Source organism: Photorhabdus tasmaniensis, from assembly GCF_011189505.1.
Taxonomy (GTDB): domain Bacteria; phylum Pseudomonadota; class Gammaproteobacteria; order Enterobacterales; family Enterobacteriaceae; genus Photorhabdus; species Photorhabdus tasmaniensis.
On the sequence record NZ_PUJU01000033.1, the window covers coordinates 18,050 to 33,034 of the forward strand.

Annotated in this window: 14 protein-coding genes and 3 pseudogenes; 3 read left to right on the forward strand and 14 right to left on the reverse strand. The window is 45.0% G+C overall.

The genetic code is table 11. The features are described from left to right. Positions 1–399 precede the first annotated feature (399 nt). Both C5471_RS15135 and C5471_RS15140 read left to right on the forward strand, forming a co-directional pair. On the forward strand, positions 400–1,086 hold the full coding sequence (locus C5471_RS15135) for a hypothetical protein (protein ID WP_133814985.1): 687 nt from the start codon (positions 400–402) through the stop codon (positions 1,084–1,086). After that, a pseudogene (locus C5471_RS15140) lies at positions 1,067–2,096 on the forward strand (IS630 family transposase). Before C5471_RS15135 ends, C5471_RS15140 begins: the two are co-directional and overlap by 20 nt. 246 nt (positions 2,097–2,342) lie before the next feature. Here the strand turns inward: C5471_RS15140 and C5471_RS15145 are convergent. From C5471_RS15145 to trmJ, 13 genes and pseudogenes are all read right to left on the reverse strand, one after another. Further along, positions 2,343–2,580 (reverse strand): annotated as a pseudogene (locus C5471_RS15145) (ISNCY family transposase); the annotation flags it as partial. A 57-nt stretch (positions 2,581–2,637) separates the two neighbouring features. Beyond that, entirely contained in the window at positions 2,638–3,564 is a 927-nt protein-coding gene (locus C5471_RS15150; protein WP_133814984.1) for an Rpn family recombination-promoting nuclease/putative transposase, read from the reverse strand. Positions 3,565–3,857: 293 nt separating this feature from the next. Beyond that, positions 3,858–4,250 (reverse strand): annotated as a pseudogene (locus C5471_RS15155) (enhanced serine sensitivity protein SseB C-terminal domain-containing protein); the annotation flags it as partial. Positions 4,251–4,316: 66 nt separating this feature from the next. Next, entirely contained in the window at positions 4,317–5,612 is a 1,296-nt protein-coding gene (gene pepB, locus C5471_RS15160) for an aminopeptidase PepB (RefSeq protein WP_133814982.1), read from the reverse strand. Positions 5,613–5,797: 185 nt separating this feature from the next. Beyond that, complete coding sequence (gene iscX, locus C5471_RS15165; protein ID WP_133814981.1) at positions 5,798–5,998, reverse strand: Fe-S cluster assembly protein IscX; 201 nt, start codon at positions 5,996–5,998, stop codon at positions 5,798–5,800. A gap of 18 nt (positions 5,999–6,016) precedes the next feature. Continuing rightward, on the reverse strand, positions 6,017–6,352 hold the full coding sequence (gene fdx / locus C5471_RS15170; protein ID WP_021323903.1) for an ISC system 2Fe-2S type ferredoxin: 336 nt from the start codon (positions 6,350–6,352) through the stop codon (positions 6,017–6,019). Positions 6,353–6,354: 2 nt separating this feature from the next. After that, the gene (gene hscA, locus C5471_RS15175; RefSeq protein ID WP_133814980.1) at positions 6,355–8,205 is read right to left on the reverse strand and encodes a Fe-S protein assembly chaperone HscA; all 1,851 of its coding nucleotides are present in this window, start codon (positions 8,203–8,205) and stop codon (positions 6,355–6,357) included. Between the two features lie 11 nt (positions 8,206–8,216). Continuing rightward, on the reverse strand, positions 8,217–8,738 hold the full coding sequence (gene hscB, locus C5471_RS15180) for a co-chaperone HscB (RefSeq protein ID WP_133814979.1): 522 nt from the start codon (positions 8,736–8,738) through the stop codon (positions 8,217–8,219). A gap of 37 nt (positions 8,739–8,775) precedes the next feature. After that, on the reverse strand, positions 8,776–9,099 hold the full coding sequence (gene iscA, locus C5471_RS15185) for an iron-sulfur cluster assembly protein IscA (RefSeq protein ID WP_133814978.1): 324 nt from the start codon (positions 9,097–9,099) through the stop codon (positions 8,776–8,778). Between the two features lie 103 nt (positions 9,100–9,202). Beyond that, entirely contained in the window at positions 9,203–9,589 is a 387-nt protein-coding gene (gene iscU / locus C5471_RS15190; RefSeq protein WP_133814977.1) for a Fe-S cluster assembly scaffold IscU, read from the reverse strand. 24 nt (positions 9,590–9,613) lie between these two features. Then, a complete protein-coding gene (locus C5471_RS15195) occupies positions 9,614–10,828 on the reverse strand; it encodes an IscS subfamily cysteine desulfurase (RefSeq protein WP_133814976.1) in 1,215 nt (404 codons plus the stop codon). A gap of 49 nt (positions 10,829–10,877) precedes the next feature. After that, positions 10,878–11,372 (reverse strand): Fe-S cluster assembly transcriptional regulator IscR, encoded by a 495-nt coding sequence (iscR, locus tag C5471_RS15200; RefSeq protein ID WP_133814975.1) that lies wholly within the window; start codon positions 11,370–11,372, stop codon positions 10,878–10,880. An 85-nt stretch (positions 11,373–11,457) separates the two neighbouring features. Next, entirely contained in the window at positions 11,458–12,183 is a 726-nt protein-coding gene (gene trmJ / locus C5471_RS15205) for a tRNA (cytosine(32)/uridine(32)-2'-O)-methyltransferase TrmJ (RefSeq protein WP_133814974.1), read from the reverse strand. 125 nt (positions 12,184–12,308) lie between these two features. Here trmJ and suhB point away from each other — a divergent pair, with 125 nt between their 5' ends. Beyond that, positions 12,309–13,112, forward strand: coding sequence for an inositol-1-monophosphatase (gene suhB, locus C5471_RS15210; protein ID WP_166296070.1), 804 nt, complete (start codon positions 12,309–12,311; stop codon positions 13,110–13,112). Positions 13,113–13,251: 139 nt separating this feature from the next. Here the strand turns inward: suhB and treC are convergent, their stop codons facing one another. Continuing rightward, positions 13,252–14,913: an alpha,alpha-phosphotrehalase gene (gene treC / locus C5471_RS15215; protein ID WP_133814973.1), complete on the reverse strand. Its 1,662-nt coding sequence runs from the start codon at positions 14,911–14,913 to the stop codon at positions 13,252–13,254. Positions 14,914–14,985: the final 72 nt, after the last annotated feature.

The following is a 14,985-nucleotide window of genomic DNA, read 5'->3' on the forward strand; positions in this document are numbered from 1 at the left end:
TTCAAGCATTGGGTAGTGCTTTATTTGAGCGATTTGTTCAAAATGCAGCCTTTCATGCTCTCGCCCTGATCCGTAACCCTTTTTCTAATTGGCTTAAGTATTGGATTTTGTGGCCCACTAGGAGCAACGTTTCTACAAAAAAACGTTGAAAATAAATTACAAGGCAGAGTTTTTTCAATTTATAACTCAATAAGATTTCTTCCTGTTCCTATCGGGATGGTTCTATTTGGTTTTCTATTAGAAAATCATCTGACCAGTTATATTGGGTATTTTATGTGCGGCATAATTTGGATCGGTGTATTTATTTTTACCTTAATGAATAGAAGCAGATTACTGTATATTCATAACTAATGAAATCTTCTAAAGATAATTTTAATCAATATATATTTAGGATGCACAATGAAAGAATATATCTCTGCGTTACGTATCTTATCAAAAATTGGTGAGTTAGGAGCAAAAATTATCCTGGGTGAAAAAATCGATGAAATGATTATCAGCGCCCCAAAAGGGAGCCTTGACCAATCACTCATCCATGAAATTAAAACCAATAAAACAACCATATTAAAACTGATTGGCAATCAGCAGATGATTGCAAAGACCAAGTCTGAAGTTGCTGAGAATATTGGAAAGAGTAATCATCATTTAAAATTGACATTACAACAACGCCAACTTCTTGCGATCAGGAATAGTTCATCACACGACAAAGAATATAACATTGCTAGAATAATTGAGCTACGAAATAACATCAATGCTGAAAAACTCGCATCTAATCTGGTAGATAAATTAAATAATATTCATTATGCCAAGTATTTCCAGAATGATTTTTGGAAAACTTATCTAAAAGGCGCAAATACGAGCTTAAACCTTATCTACCAAATTAATGATGCACCAAATAAAGAAGCAGAATATTATATTGCGACTATTGATAATCATGACAGAGACAGTATTAGAACTTTGTCCAAAATGTTAAAAGTTACCGAGTATCACATATATAAACTATGCCTATTATACACGTGCTCATTGAAAATGCTTGATTTTCCCCAAAATGAAGCTCATGGTATCAGTCATGAAAATATTTATTACTGATAAACAAAAAGCCGAACTTGAACACCTCCATCACACCTGCCGTGATAAAAGGGAATGTGATCGCATAAAAGCGGTTCTGCTCGCCTCTGAGGGCTGGAGTTCAATGATTCGCTCAGGCTCTGCGCCTTCATGAAACGACCGTTAATCGTCATATCAGCGATTACCTTAATCATCGCAAACTGAAGCCTGAAAATGGCGGTTCTCAGAGCTATCTCAGCAAAACACAGACTCAGGAACTTATCGCTTATCTGACCGCAGATCTTCTGCCCACCACACAGGCGGTTATCCGTCTTGTCGAAGCGGGGTGGGATATCAGTTACACCGTTCCCGGCATGAATAAATGGCTGCACCACAATGGCTTCAGCTACAAAAAACCAACCGGCGTGCCGCACAAGTCCAATGCGGAACAGCAACGGGCCTTTATGGAAACTTACGGGAAACTGAAACAGGAAGCCGGAGACTATGAGCCCATCCTGTTCATTGATGGCGTCCATCCCACACAGAGAACGAAGCTCGCTGATGGCTGGATGCGAAAAGGCCAGAAAACCGCAGTGAAAACAACGGGAAGCCGTACCCGTCTGAACCTGATGGGGGCCCTGAATCTGGCCGATATCAGTAACACGGGGGTCCGCGAATATGACCGTATCGACAGTTATCACATCGTAGAGTTCTTCATTGCCATCCGTGAAACCTATCCGGTCAGTCCGAAGGTTCATATTATCCTTGACGGAGCCAGCTATCATCGGAGTGAGCTGGTGAAAGACTGGGCTTATGTGATGAATATTGACCTTCATTATTTACCGCCTTACAGCCCGAATCTGAACCCGATAGAACGGCTGTGGAAGGTGATGAATGAACAAGTCAGAAATAACCATTATTTCGCCTCGACGACCTTGTTCAGGCAGGCAATACATCGTTTTTTTACGGAAATATTACCGGAACTTGCCGGGAACCTGTCGTGCCGTATTAATGACAACTTCCAAGTTCTGAATCCTGCATCTTCAAGTTAAGCGGGTATATCTATATTTTTAATATGGTTATTTACACCAATAGATTAATTTCATAATTTAAAGGGTAATAACACGCCTACTTAACTAACCTTATATCTGTTTAAGAGTAGCCAATTTAGAAGCATACAGATTCAGACGCGATTTTTGGGTTGGAAGGTTCAAGCTCATCCAAATAACATGCCGCTTCTATGCGTTTTGTGCATTTATTCAAGCATTTTTACGCCGATTAAGGACTCTCAACACGAATTAGTGGCATATTTGCTCAAGTTCGTTCTGGCTCAGCCCGGTGGCTTTTATTATCATTTCACGGTCGATGCCAATGTCCATCAGCGCACACGCCACTTTCAGAACCCCCTGTTTTTCACCTTCCTGCAATCCTTCCTGCAATCCTTCCTGGAGTCCCTCTTGGCGTCCTTTCTGCTCCAGTTTCTGCGCTATTGTCATCAATACCTCCTCATAACTTCGGGGACTGTTCCGCCAGCTGCCATAAGACTCTTTTAACACGAATCGTTGAATGCCGATGAAGGGCTCTCAGCACGAATTAGTGGCGTATTTGCTCAAGTTCGCTCTGGCTCAGCCCGGTGGCTTTCATTATCATTTCACGGTCGATGCCAATGTCCATCATCGCACACGCCGTTTTCAGAATTCCCTGTTTTTCACCTTTCTCCAATCCTTCCTGGAGTCCTTCCTGACGCCCTTCCTGGCGTCCTTTCTGCTCCAGTTTCTGCGCTATTGTCATCAATACCTCCTCATACTTCGGGGACTGTTCTGCCAGTCGCCGGATAAAACCCTCTGGATCGGCGGTATCTCCCGCCTGTAATAAGTAGTTTAGCACGCTTTTTAGCTGTTCATCCGTATAGTAATCATACGCCAGCAGTATGACCAACTCTTGCAGCAGCTCCGCCATATCTCGCTGCCGGATATGCTTTTGCACCATTTCCAGTAGTGCTACCCGTTTATGCGTCAGGATTTCATCATCTGAGATGACCGTCACATCGACCAGCGGGAACGCGCCAGAATAGATTTCCTCCGCCAAAACCGGAGCATCGAAACAATCGAACCAATTGGTGCTCCACGGATGCGGTCGCATTTTCCCGTGATAGAACAACATCGGAATAACCAGCGGCAATTTTTCATGTCCCTGCTCCAGATGCCGTTGCATGGCTGAAATACTGTAACGCATCAACCGGAATGCCATCATCTTATCCGGGGAACTCTGATGTTCAATCACGCAATACACATAACCTTCACCCTGCACCGTTTTCAATGAATACAAAATGTCGGAATAATACGCACGCAGATTGTCTTCAATAAACGATCCGGATTCCAACCGCAATGTATCCAGATCACACACTGCCCGTGATGTCGCAGGCAAGTGTATCTCCAGAAAGTCCCTTGCGGTATCAATATGACCTAAAAACTGTTTGAATACCGCATCATGTGGCGTTGGTGTGTGTTTTCTCTTCATCGGTGAATGGTAGCATATTTTCTTTTATATTGAAGAAATATTAAGCAAAAAACCGAGCAGATTGTAATGTCTTGAGTGTTCTCTCTGAGAAACGAAGTTCAGGTAATCGAAACTTATAAATAGTTATATTTAGATATCATCATATTTAAAAAATGATCCGTAACAGGAAATACGTACATGATGAACACTTTATTGATGGAAAATAAAATGTTCATTATGAGACAGGCAACTACTCCGGTACTGTTTTAACGCAATAAATATCTCAGCTAAATTAATATCAGAGATTTTACAAGTTACTTATTCATTACCGGAATATTCCCCCGCAACCAACTGCCTAATTTACGCTGGTAAAATGGCTGTGTATGCTGCATCAAATAATGGCTGATACCACGTTCTTTTTCATCAACCAGGCAGAAGTCAATCGGTTCTTCTTCCGAAGTGTATTCGCAGGCAATACCGCCAGCTTCTTGAATTAGCTGTTCAACCTCATCCTCCGTGCCATTCATTTCCAGCCCAATTAATAAATTGGGTTTTTCATCCATATTTTTATCATGGGCCTGGATGATAAAAGCACGACGGACAGGTTTACGCTGACTAAATAAACTGACCAGAGCTTCAATGAGCTGCGAAGGATATTCTTCCGGCTGGCTGAGTGTTATCGCGCTGCCACTTGGCACATCAACCTCAACTGAAATCAACTCATTTAATGAACTCATAAAAATCTCCAATCAGTTTTTTTATATAAAATGGGTTTATTTCGCTTTCGCTAACAACAAATTAGCAATCGAACGAACACCATAACCCGTTGCGCCAGCCGACCAATGTTCTACCGCAGATTTACGGTAAGTTGCCGAGCAATCAATGTGAACCCAGCCCTTTTGGTATTCTTCCACAAAATGAGACAGAAAAGCCGCCGCAGTACTCGCACCAGCCGTATGTGATGGTGCAGCAACATTGTTCAAATCAGCAAAATTCGATGGCAGTTGGCTACGGTGGAATTCAGCCAGTGGCAAACGCCAAAATAATTCATTCTCAGATTCTGATGCAGCCAATAAATCAGCCGCCAGTTTATCATCAAAGCTGAATACACAGTGATAGTCATTACCCACAGCCATTTTCGCTGCACCCGTCAGGGTCGCCGCATCAATGATTAACTTCGCTTTCTCTTTGCTGGCATCAATTAAACCATCCGCCAGCACTAAACGACCTTCCGCATCGGTGTTCATGACTTCAACAGATTTGCCATTACGGTAACGGATAATATCACCCAGTTTAAAGGCATTGCCACTGACCATGTTATCCGCAATGCAGAGGAACAGTTTAACGCGCTGTTTCAAGCCACGGCTGATTGCCAATGCCAACGCACCTGCCAGCGTTGCCGCTCCACCCATATCTGATTTCATGGAGTCCATAAAAGAAGATTGTTTCAGGCTGTAGCCACCGGTGTCAAATGTGATGCCTTTACCCACCAAACAAGCGAATACCGGCGCTTGTGGGTTGTCAGTCGGATTGTAATCCAGCGCCAACAAAATCGGATCACGGGAAGAGCCACGACCAACAGTATGAATACCCATATAACCCTGTTCACGTAAATCCTCGCCTTTAGTTATGCGATAATTTACCGCTTCACCCGCAACGCCACACATCAGGTCAATAGCACGCTTTGCCAATTGTTCCGGCCCAAGCTCTTCGGCTGACATGTTGATGGTGTCACGCACCCAATCAATGATTTTAATTCTGCTTTCTAACTCTTGTTTTTCAGCCGCCGGCAGTTGAGGCCATTCAATAGAACGACTGCCTTTTGGCGCACGGAAGCCTTGCCAAAATGCCCAGCTTTTTTCCAAGTCCCAGCCTTCACCCATCAGAGCGACATGACAAATGCCCTGACCATCAATTTTACGCCCAGCACGTTGAACCGCACCCAATTTGCCTTTACCAGTCAGATGAATAGTCATCCCTTGATCACTCGAACTAATCAGCGCTTTTTCACCCCAGCACGCTGCGGCTGGCTCATAAGACAGTGTTATTGGCATGATTTGTTTAGTCATTCTTTTCTCACCTCTAATTATTCACCACTCACAATGGCAGTGAGGATCTTATTCAGGTTTCCACCCACATAATTGTTCGTCTGCCAAATATTAACCTTATAAAAAAACTGGCTAAAGCCAGTTTTTCATTAAAGCTCAGACTACCTTAAAATTGTGACCAATAAATAACAGATTAATGCTATTTGTTATTCAAACTCATCCAGCCAGACCAAAAGTACAGCTTCCAGAATTTTCTCACTGGATTTCTCAGGCGCATCATCAAAATCATCCAGGTCACAAATCCATTGATGCATATCTGTGAAGCGAACTGTTTTTGGATCCAAATCAGGAAATTTGTCATACAGCGCTTCACCGATTTCTCGGCTATCAGACCATTTCAGGCTCATTGATATTTCTCCTGCCAATCAGTGCTCACGGGCATGGTTAATGGTGTATTTTGGAATTTCAACCACCAAGTCTTCGTCCGAGACTCTAGCCTGACAACTCAGACGACTTTCCGGTTCGAGCCCCCAAGCTTTATCCAACATGTCGTCTTCCAGCTCAGAGCTCTCTTCCAGTGAATCGAAACCTTCACGAACGATACAGTGGCAAGTGGTACAAGCACAGGATTTTTCACAAGCATGCTCAATCTCAATCCCATTGCGCAATGCAACATTCAGAATGGATTCCCCTTCTTTGGCTTCCAAAACTGCACCATCAGGGCAAAGATCGTTATGAGGTAAAAATATAATTTTCGGCATAATTAAATCTCGTCCACAGAATGGCCCGCCAACGCCCGACGAACAGATGAATCCATCCGGCGTGCAGCGAATTCCTGCGTTTGCTTATCCAGTTGTTTAATTGCGTTCTCAATCACGTCAGGATCACTCCCCTGAACGCTTTTTATCAGTGTTTCTACGGCGGTATCAATCGCCGCGTGTTCTTGTTCATTCAGCAGATCGGCATCTTTTTCTAACGCACTGGTGACACTTTCCAGCACCCGTGCCGCTTCTACTTTTTGTTCTGCCAGTTTGCGCGCATTGATATCTTCTTGAGCATTCGCCATAGAATCTTTTATCATGCGGGCGATTTCTTCATCAGATAAACCATAGGACGGTTTCACCTGAATAGACGCTTCTACACCAGTGGATTTTTCCAACGCGCTAACACTCAACAAGCCATCAGCATCCACTTGGAACGTAACCCGGATATGAGCGCCACCCGCCGGTAACGGAGGAATACCCCGTAGGGTAAAACGGGCCAGTGAACGGCAATCACTCACCAATTCCCGTTCCCCTTGTACCACATGGATACTCATCGCACTCTGACCGTCTTTGAAGGTGGTGAATTCCTGCGCTCTCGCAACCGGGATGGTTGTATTGCGGGGAATGACTTTTTCAACCAAGCCCCCCATCGTTTCCAGCCCAAGTGACAGCGGAATAACATCCAACAGCAACATGTCGCTATCCGGTTTGTTACCCACCAAAATATCCGCCTGAATTGATGCACCAACAGCAACAACTTTATCAGGATCAATGGAAGTTAGTGGTTCACGGGCAAAAAATTCACCAACCCAATGACGAACCAACGGTACACGGGTTGAGCCACCCACCATAACCACCTGTAAAACTTCATCCACAGAGATTTCTGCATCTTTCAATGCCCGGCGACTTGCCAGCAAAGTCCGTTTTACCAGCGGTGTAATCAGTGCTTCAAATTCGAGACGGGTGATTTTTCCCTGCCAGCCGGCAATGCTGATTTCTGCAACATCAGCATCACTTAGGGCGATTTTCACCTGAGCGGCAATGTCCAAGAGTTGGCGTTGCAGACTATGGTCATCACGATTGGCGATACCTATCTGTTCACGGATCCAATCAGCCAGTATCGCATCGAAATCATCCCCACCAAGCGCAGTATCACCGCCTGTTGCCAGCACTTCAAAAACCCCACGACTTAGCCGAAGAATAGAAACGTCAAACGTGCCACCACCTAAATCATAAATCGCGATAACCCCTTCCTGACCTGAATCCAGCCCGTAGGCAATCGCAGCGGCAGTCGGTTCATTAAGCAGGCGCAGAACATGTAATCCGGCTAAACGCGCCGCGTCTTTTGTTCCCTGACGCTGTGCATCATCAAAGTAGGCAGGAACGGTGATCACAACCCCATCAAGCTTGCCATCCAGTGTTGCTTCTGCACGCTGTGCCAGCAATTTAAGAATTTCAGAAGAAACCTGAATAGGATCGACCAAACCCGTTGCCGTATTGATTAACGGCAGACCGTTTTCACTCGCCTGAAATTGATAAGGAAGATTTGGGTAACGTTGCTGAATATCAGCCAGAGAACGCCCCATCATGCGCTTCACAGAGCTGATGGTATTAACCGGATCATGCGCCGCCTGTTGACGGGCCAACCAGCCAATTTCACTACCATTTTCATGGTAATGGACAACAGAAGGAAGCAGGTAACGGTTTTCGCTATCCATCAGTGTTTCTGCTTGCCCACTGCGAACAATGGCAACTAATGAATGTGTCGTGCCTAGATCAATACCGGCAGCCAAACGACGTTGATGTGGTACAGCGGATAAACCCGGCTCGCTGATTTGTAATAAAGCCATATACGCTTTCCTTAAAAGTCGTCCAGTAAACGTTCTTCCAGTTGTTCAACTTGCTGCTGCAATTTATCCAGAAAACGCAATTTACGAACGGTATCGGCGGCCTGTTCCCACTGCTGGTCATTCAATTGTTGTTCCATTTGCTGACTGCGGGTTTTAATCATCCCGTTCAGACGTTCAGCGAAATCAGCCAGCGCCGCTTCTGCATTCGCTTTACTTTCAATACATTCCAACTCTTCCCGCAACATCAGCTGTTCCATCAGGAAAGTGTGGTCATTCATGGTGTGCTGCTCATTGGCTAAATCAAAACCATGCAGAGAAAGCATATATTCAGCACGTTTCAGTGGATGTTTGAGAGCCTGATAGCCGTCATTGATCGTCGCTGCCTGCTGCAACGCCAGCGTTTTTTCACGCTCCGGCTGATTAGCAAAGCGATCAGGATGAAACTGACGCTGCAATTCCTGATAGCAGTGTGTCAGCTGTTCACGGTCAATAGCATAACGAGCCGGCAGCCCGAATAAAGTGAAATAGTCCATAATCTAAGCTTACTCTGGATTTGGCCGAAAAACGGAATTAAACGTTAAAACTTTCTCCACAACCACATTCACTGGAGACATTCGGGTTGTTGAATTTAAAGCCTTCGTTAAGGCCCTCTTTAACAAAATCCAGTTCTGTACCGTCGAGATAGACCATGCTCTTGCCGTCTATGATAACTTTGACACCCTTCTCTTCAAACACCGTGTCGTCTTCGTTAATCATATCAGCAAATTCAAGCAGATATGCCATACCTGAGCAGCCTGATGTTCTGACACCAAGGCGTAAACCGACACCTTTTCCACGGTGGCTCAGAAATGACGAAACGCGTTGTGCAGCACTTTCTGTAAGGGAAATTGACATACAACAACCTCACTGTTTAAAACCAGCAAAGGCGGATACTGGATGGTATATAACAGCCAGTATCCACCAAATTCATTTTCTATTTTCTTATTATCAAGGGCAATTATTTGCCCTGGCGCTTACTTTTGTAATCCGCAATGGCCGCTTTGATAGCATCTTCCGCCAGAATAGAGCAGTGAATTTTCACGGGTGGTAGTTCTAACTCATCTGCAATTTCAGTATTTTTGATCGATTCTGCCTGCTCCAAAGATTTGCCCTTCATCCACTCAGTGATTAAAGAACTGGAAGCTATTGCAGAACCGCAACCGTAAGTTTTAAAACGCGCATCTTCAATAATGCCTTCATTATTGACTTTGATTTGCAGTTTCATGACGTCACCACACGCAGGGGCACCGACCATGCCGCTGCCAACCGTGGGATCTTCATTATCGAAAGAACCCACGTTGCGTGGATTTTCATAGTGATCAATTACTTTTTCGCTGTAAGCCATGTTATTACTCCTGAAACCGTCTGATTAGTGATGAGACCATTCGATACTGTTAAGATCCACACCTTGTTTGAACATTTCCCACAGTGGAGAAAGTTCGCGCAGGCGGCCAATAGATTTGTGAATCAGTTCAATGGCGTAGTCGATCTCTTCTTCCGTGGTAAAGCGCCCTAAAGAGAAACGGATAGAGCTATGAGCCAATTCATCATTCATACCCAACGCACGCAATACGTAGGAGGGTTCCAGACTGGCAGAAGTACAGGCAGAACCAGAGGAAACCGCCAGATCTTTTAATGCCATCATCAGTGATTCGCCTTCAACATAGTTGAAGCTGACATTCAGAATGTGGGGCGCGCCATGTTCCAGGTCGCCATTAAGGAAGACTTCTTCGATATCTTTGATCCCCTGCCACAGGCGTAAACGCAAGCCACGCAGACGCTGAGATTCACTTTCCATTTCCTGCCTGGCAATACGGTAAGCTTCACCCATACCAACAATCTGATGAACCGGCAACGTCCCGGAACGCATACCACGTTCATGGCCGCCACCATGCTGTTGAGCTTCAATCCGAATGCGTGGTTTGCGGCGAACATACAATGCGCCAATCCCCATCGGCCCATAAATTTTATGCGCAGAGAAAGACATCAGATCCACTTTCAGTTTGGTTAGGTCGATAGGTAATTTACCTACGCTCTGCGTCGCATCAACATGGAAAATGATACCGCGGCTACGGCACATTTCGCCGATAGCAGCGATATCCTGTACCACACCAATTTCATTGTTAACATGCATGATAGAAATCAGAATGGTGTCATCACGCACCGCAGTTTCCAGATCGTTTAAATCAATCAGTCCATTGCTCTGAGGTGCCAGATAAGTGACTTCAAATCCTTCACGCTCTAACTGACGGCAAGTATCCAGCACCGCTTTATGTTCGGTTTTGCTGGTGATGATATGCTTGCCCTTTTTCTGATAAAAATTAGCAGCACCTTTGATAGCAAGATTGTCAGACTCCGTTGCGCCGGAAGTGAAAACAATCTCACGTGGATCGGCACCCACTAAATCGGCAATCTGATTACGGGCAATATCAACCGCTTCTTCAGCCTGCCAGCCAAAACGGTGAGAACGGGAAGCTGGGTTACCAAATACCCCGTCCATGGTTAAATAACGCATCATCTTTTCAGCAACACGCGGATCAACCGGCGTCGTTGCTGAGTAGTCTAAATAAATTGGTAATTTCATTGCTCACATGCTCCCTACTTCTAATACTTTAATTCATCACAAGTTCTGCTTATGCGCGCAGATTAACATTAATTGTTTCTTGTGCTCTGCCGTTAGGTGCGCGGCGCTTATCGTTATCCTGGCGACCAGCAACGTCTAATACTTCCTGGTTATTAACCAATTCTTCTAAACTGATGCTACTCAGGAAACCGGTAATACGGTCACTTAAATCGCGCCATAAAGTATGAGTCAGACAACGATCACCGCCCTGACACCCTTCTTTACCCTGGCAACGCGTCGCGTCTACCGATTCATCAACAGCGAAAATCACTTCAGCGACGACAATTTTCCCGGCATCTCTGCCCAGTAAATAACCGCCACCCGGACCACGGACACTTGAAACCAGACCATTTTTGCGCAAGCGAGAGAATAACTGCTCAAGATAGGAGAGGGAAATACCCTGACGTTCAGAGATGTCGGCCAGTGGTACCGGACCTTCTTGTGAGTGCAACGCCACATCAAGCATGGCAGTTACTGCATAACGCCCTTTAGATGTCAATCTCATAAATGATTACCCCGTGGTGAAATATGGCGAAATTGTGTCATTCCTGAGTATTTTAGTCAACTATTTAACCAAGTAATTTACTCAACTATTTTTTCGCCCATTTTTCAATGGAGGTCAGGATACCACGCAGAATATTCAGCTCCTGAGTTTCAGGCCGGGCGCGGGTAAAAAGCCGTCTTAACTTATTTATTATTTGACCAGGATGGGCTTTCCTGATGAACCCCGCATCATATAACACACGTTCAAGGTGATGATAAAAGCGTTCCATATCATCAACTAATGGATATTCGGCCTCATCTGTTTTCTGCTCGGGTTTATCCTGACGCGCCAGAGATGCCATGCGAATTTCATAACTGACAAGCTGGACAGCCATAGCCAGATTTAACGAACTGTATTCCGGGTTAGTCGGGATATTCAGATGATAATGACACTTCTGCAATTCTTCATTCGTCAGCCCTACGCGCTCCCGTCCGAAAATAATTGCTACCGGCGCATGTTTAGCTGCCTGAACACTGCGCTCGCCACATTCACGGGGTTCGACCATCGGCCATGAGAGGGTTCTTGAACGAGCGCTGGTACCAATCACCAGTTCACAACCAGCCAGAGCTTTATCCAAACTATCAACAATAGTCGCATTACCAATAACATCGCTGGCACCAGCAGAAAGCGCAATCGCGTGGGAATCTGGCTGAACCAGTGGATTAACCAGATAAAGGTTTGTTAATCCCATTGTTTTCATTGCCCGGGCGGTTGAACCCATGTTCCCAGTGTGGGAAGTTTCAACCAGGATAATGCGGATATTTTCTAACATAACAACTTCTGGATTAGTTATAAGAGCCAAATATCTTAACACAGCGTTAGTCATTTTTCCGAACTACTGCTATACTGCGCGCCGATTAATTATCCGTTCTTTAACATCCTGGTGGAAGATATCCCATGCATCCGATGCTGACCATCGCCATACGTGCGGCGCGTAAAGCCGGCAACCTGATTGCCAAAAATTATGAAACTCCCGATGCGGTTGAAGCTAGCCAAAAAGGCAGTAACGACTTTGTTACCAACGTTGACAAAGCCGCAGAAGCACTGATTATTGACGTTATCCGCAAATCTTATCCCAAACACTCAATCATTACGGAAGAGAGTGGCGAACTGCCAGGCGAAGATGATGATATTCAATGGGTAATCGATCCACTGGATGGCACGACTAACTTTATCAAACGCCTCCCTCACTTCGCCGTTTCCATTGCAGTACGCATCAAGGGCCGTACTGAAGTTGCTGTTGTTTATGATCCAATGCGCAATGAGCTTTTCACCACAGCCCGAGGTCAAGGGGCTCAGTTGAATGGCTACCGTCTGCGTGGCACCAATGCCCGCGATCTGGATGGCACTGTTCTGGCGACAGGTTTCCCATTTAAAGCAAAACAACACTCCACTGTTTTTATTAATACCTTGGGCAAATTGTTTGTTCGTTGTGCTGATTTCCGTCGTACCGGATCGGCAGCACTGGATCTGGCTTATGTTGCAGCTGGCCGAGTTGACGGTTATTTTGAAATTGGCCTGAAACCGTGGGATTTTATGGGTGGCGAACTGTTAGTACGTGAATCTGGCGGTATCATCACCGATTTTGTTGGTGGTCATAATTACATTCATTCCGGCAACATTGTTGCAGGTAATCCACGCGTGGTTAAAGACATTTTGGCTGAAATGCGTGATGAGTTATCAGAGTCATTGAAACGTTAACTTAAATTAATCCTTAAACTGGAATTGCATGGTGATAACCGGCAGGCCGTAACAATGCGGTCTATCCTTCGCCCGGCAATTCCACCTAGCAACAAATAAAGTCACTGATGAACTTTTTTGTTGCCATTTTAAGCCCGAATTAATTTGCTAACCAATAAGCAGCTTCATAAGGTTGTAAATGTCTATTTTTTGCCGGTAGCTGATGTTCAGGATAGTTCCCCATTAACTTAACCCATGAACAATCGGATAAAGAAGCGTCCAGCGACCATGCCTGCACTTCCGCACTGAGATTGGCAATAACCAGCAACGTTTGGTCTTCCCAACGGCGAACATAACACCAAAGCGAAGGGTGTGATGGCAACAAATCTTCATAACTGCCATAGGTCAATACCGGATATTCCTTACGCAGTTTTATTAAGCGCGCATAGCAATGGAAAACGGAATCCTCATCCTGAATGGCATTTTGCGCATTCACTTCCTGGTAATCATTATTCAGCGCTATCCAGGGTTCTCCCTGAGTGAACCCAGCATTGGAAGTCGCATCCCATTGCATCGGCGTTCGCCCATTGTCGCGGGATTTTTTCGCTAAGACCGATAAAATTTTCTCCTTATCATTGCCTTGCTCAATCTTCTCCCGGTAAATATTTAAACTCTCTATGTCCCGGTAATCTTCAATTTGAGAAAAATCAGGGTTAGTCATCCCCAACTCTTCCCCTTGATAGATATAAGGGGTTCCCTGCATACCGTGCAACACCATTGCCAACATTTTAGCGGAGGGAACCCGCCAGACACCTTCACCACCAAAACGTGAAACAATACGCGGTTGATCGTGATTACACCAGAACAGCGCATTCCACGCCCGTTGATGCATGCCTTGTTGCCACTTGGCAAAGATTTTTTTCAATTCAATAAAATCGGGCGGGGCTGTAACCCATTTTTCGCCATTGGGGTAATCGACTTTCAAATGGTGAAAAGCAAAAACCATCGACAACTCTCCACCCTCTAATGAAGAATAGCGCTGACAATTTTCCAGTGAAGTAGAAGACATTTCGCCCACCGTCATCACTCCCGCCGGCTGGAAGGCTTCTCTGTTTATTTCCTGCAAAAATTCATGAATACGGGGACCATCTGTATAGAACTGACGCCCATCCCCCTGCGTTGCTTTAGGAAAATCCTGCTGCTTGGAAACCAGGTTGATAACATCCAAACGGAAGCCATCAACACCAAGATCAGCCCAGAATTCACAAATCTTTTTCAGCTCGTCCCGTACAGGTTCATGCTCCCAGTTCAGATCTGCCTGCTCAACGGCAAACAGATGTAAATAATATTGTTGACTTGCTTCATGCCACTCCCAAGCCCCCCCGCCAAATTTTGACGACCAATTATTGGGGGGGGTTCCAGGTACTCCATCCCGCCAGATGTAATATTGCCGGTAAGGGCTATTAATATCCTGTGCTTGCCTGAACCAAGGATGTTGAGTAGAGGTATGGTTGAAAACAATATCCACAATTACATGGATATCACGCTGATGTGCTTCATCAACCAGACGTTTAAAATCATCCATTGAGCCGTAAGCCGGATCAATCGCACAATAATCCGCAACATCATAACCGTTATCTACCTGTGGTGAGTGATAAAAAGGCGTCACCCAAATAGCATCTACACCCAGTTTTTTCAAATAATCAAGCCGGTAGGTAATACCGTTAAGATCGCCTGTTCCGCTACCAGTAGTATCCTGGAAACTCTTAGGATATATCTGGTAGATGACACCTTGTAACCACCACGGAATGATTTTGTCCATCGAAAACGCCTTATCAATATATTTCCTGAATTGAATAACCTAACTAGTTATTTTTATATCTGTTACTCAGAT

Coding starts and splice junctions, on each gene's coding strand:
- C5471_RS15135 (WP_133814985.1), top strand. CDS start 400: ATGAAAGAATATATCTCTGCGTTACGTATCTTATCAAAAATTGGTGAG.
- C5471_RS15150 (WP_133814984.1), bottom strand. CDS start 3,564: ATGAAGAGAAAACACACACCAACGCCACATGATGCGGTATTCAAACAG.
- pepB (WP_133814982.1), bottom strand. CDS start 5,612: ATGACTAAACAAATCATGCCAATAACACTGTCTTATGAGCCAGCCGCA.
- iscX (WP_133814981.1), bottom strand. CDS start 5,998: ATGAGCCTGAAATGGTCTGATAGCCGAGAAATCGGTGAAGCGCTGTAT.
- fdx (WP_021323903.1), bottom strand. CDS start 6,352: ATGCCGAAAATTATATTTTTACCTCATAACGATCTTTGCCCTGATGGT.
- hscA (WP_133814980.1), bottom strand. CDS start 8,205: ATGGCTTTATTACAAATCAGCGAGCCGGGTTTATCCGCTGTACCACAT.
- hscB (WP_133814979.1), bottom strand. CDS start 8,738: ATGGACTATTTCACTTTATTCGGGCTGCCGGCTCGTTATGCTATTGAC.
- iscA (WP_133814978.1), bottom strand. CDS start 9,099: ATGTCAATTTCCCTTACAGAAAGTGCTGCACAACGCGTTTCGTCATTT.
- iscU (WP_133814977.1), bottom strand. CDS start 9,589: ATGGCTTACAGCGAAAAAGTAATTGATCACTATGAAAATCCACGCAAC.
- C5471_RS15195 (WP_133814976.1), bottom strand. CDS start 10,828: ATGAAATTACCAATTTATTTAGACTACTCAGCAACGACGCCGGTTGAT.
- iscR (WP_133814975.1), bottom strand. CDS start 11,372: ATGAGATTGACATCTAAAGGGCGTTATGCAGTAACTGCCATGCTTGAT.
- trmJ (WP_133814974.1), bottom strand. CDS start 12,183: ATGTTAGAAAATATCCGCATTATCCTGGTTGAAACTTCCCACACTGGG.
- suhB (WP_166296070.1), top strand. CDS start 12,309: ATGCATCCGATGCTGACCATCGCCATACGTGCGGCGCGTAAAGCCGGC.
- treC (WP_133814973.1), bottom strand. CDS start 14,913: ATGGACAAAATCATTCCGTGGTGGTTACAAGGTGTCATCTACCAGATA.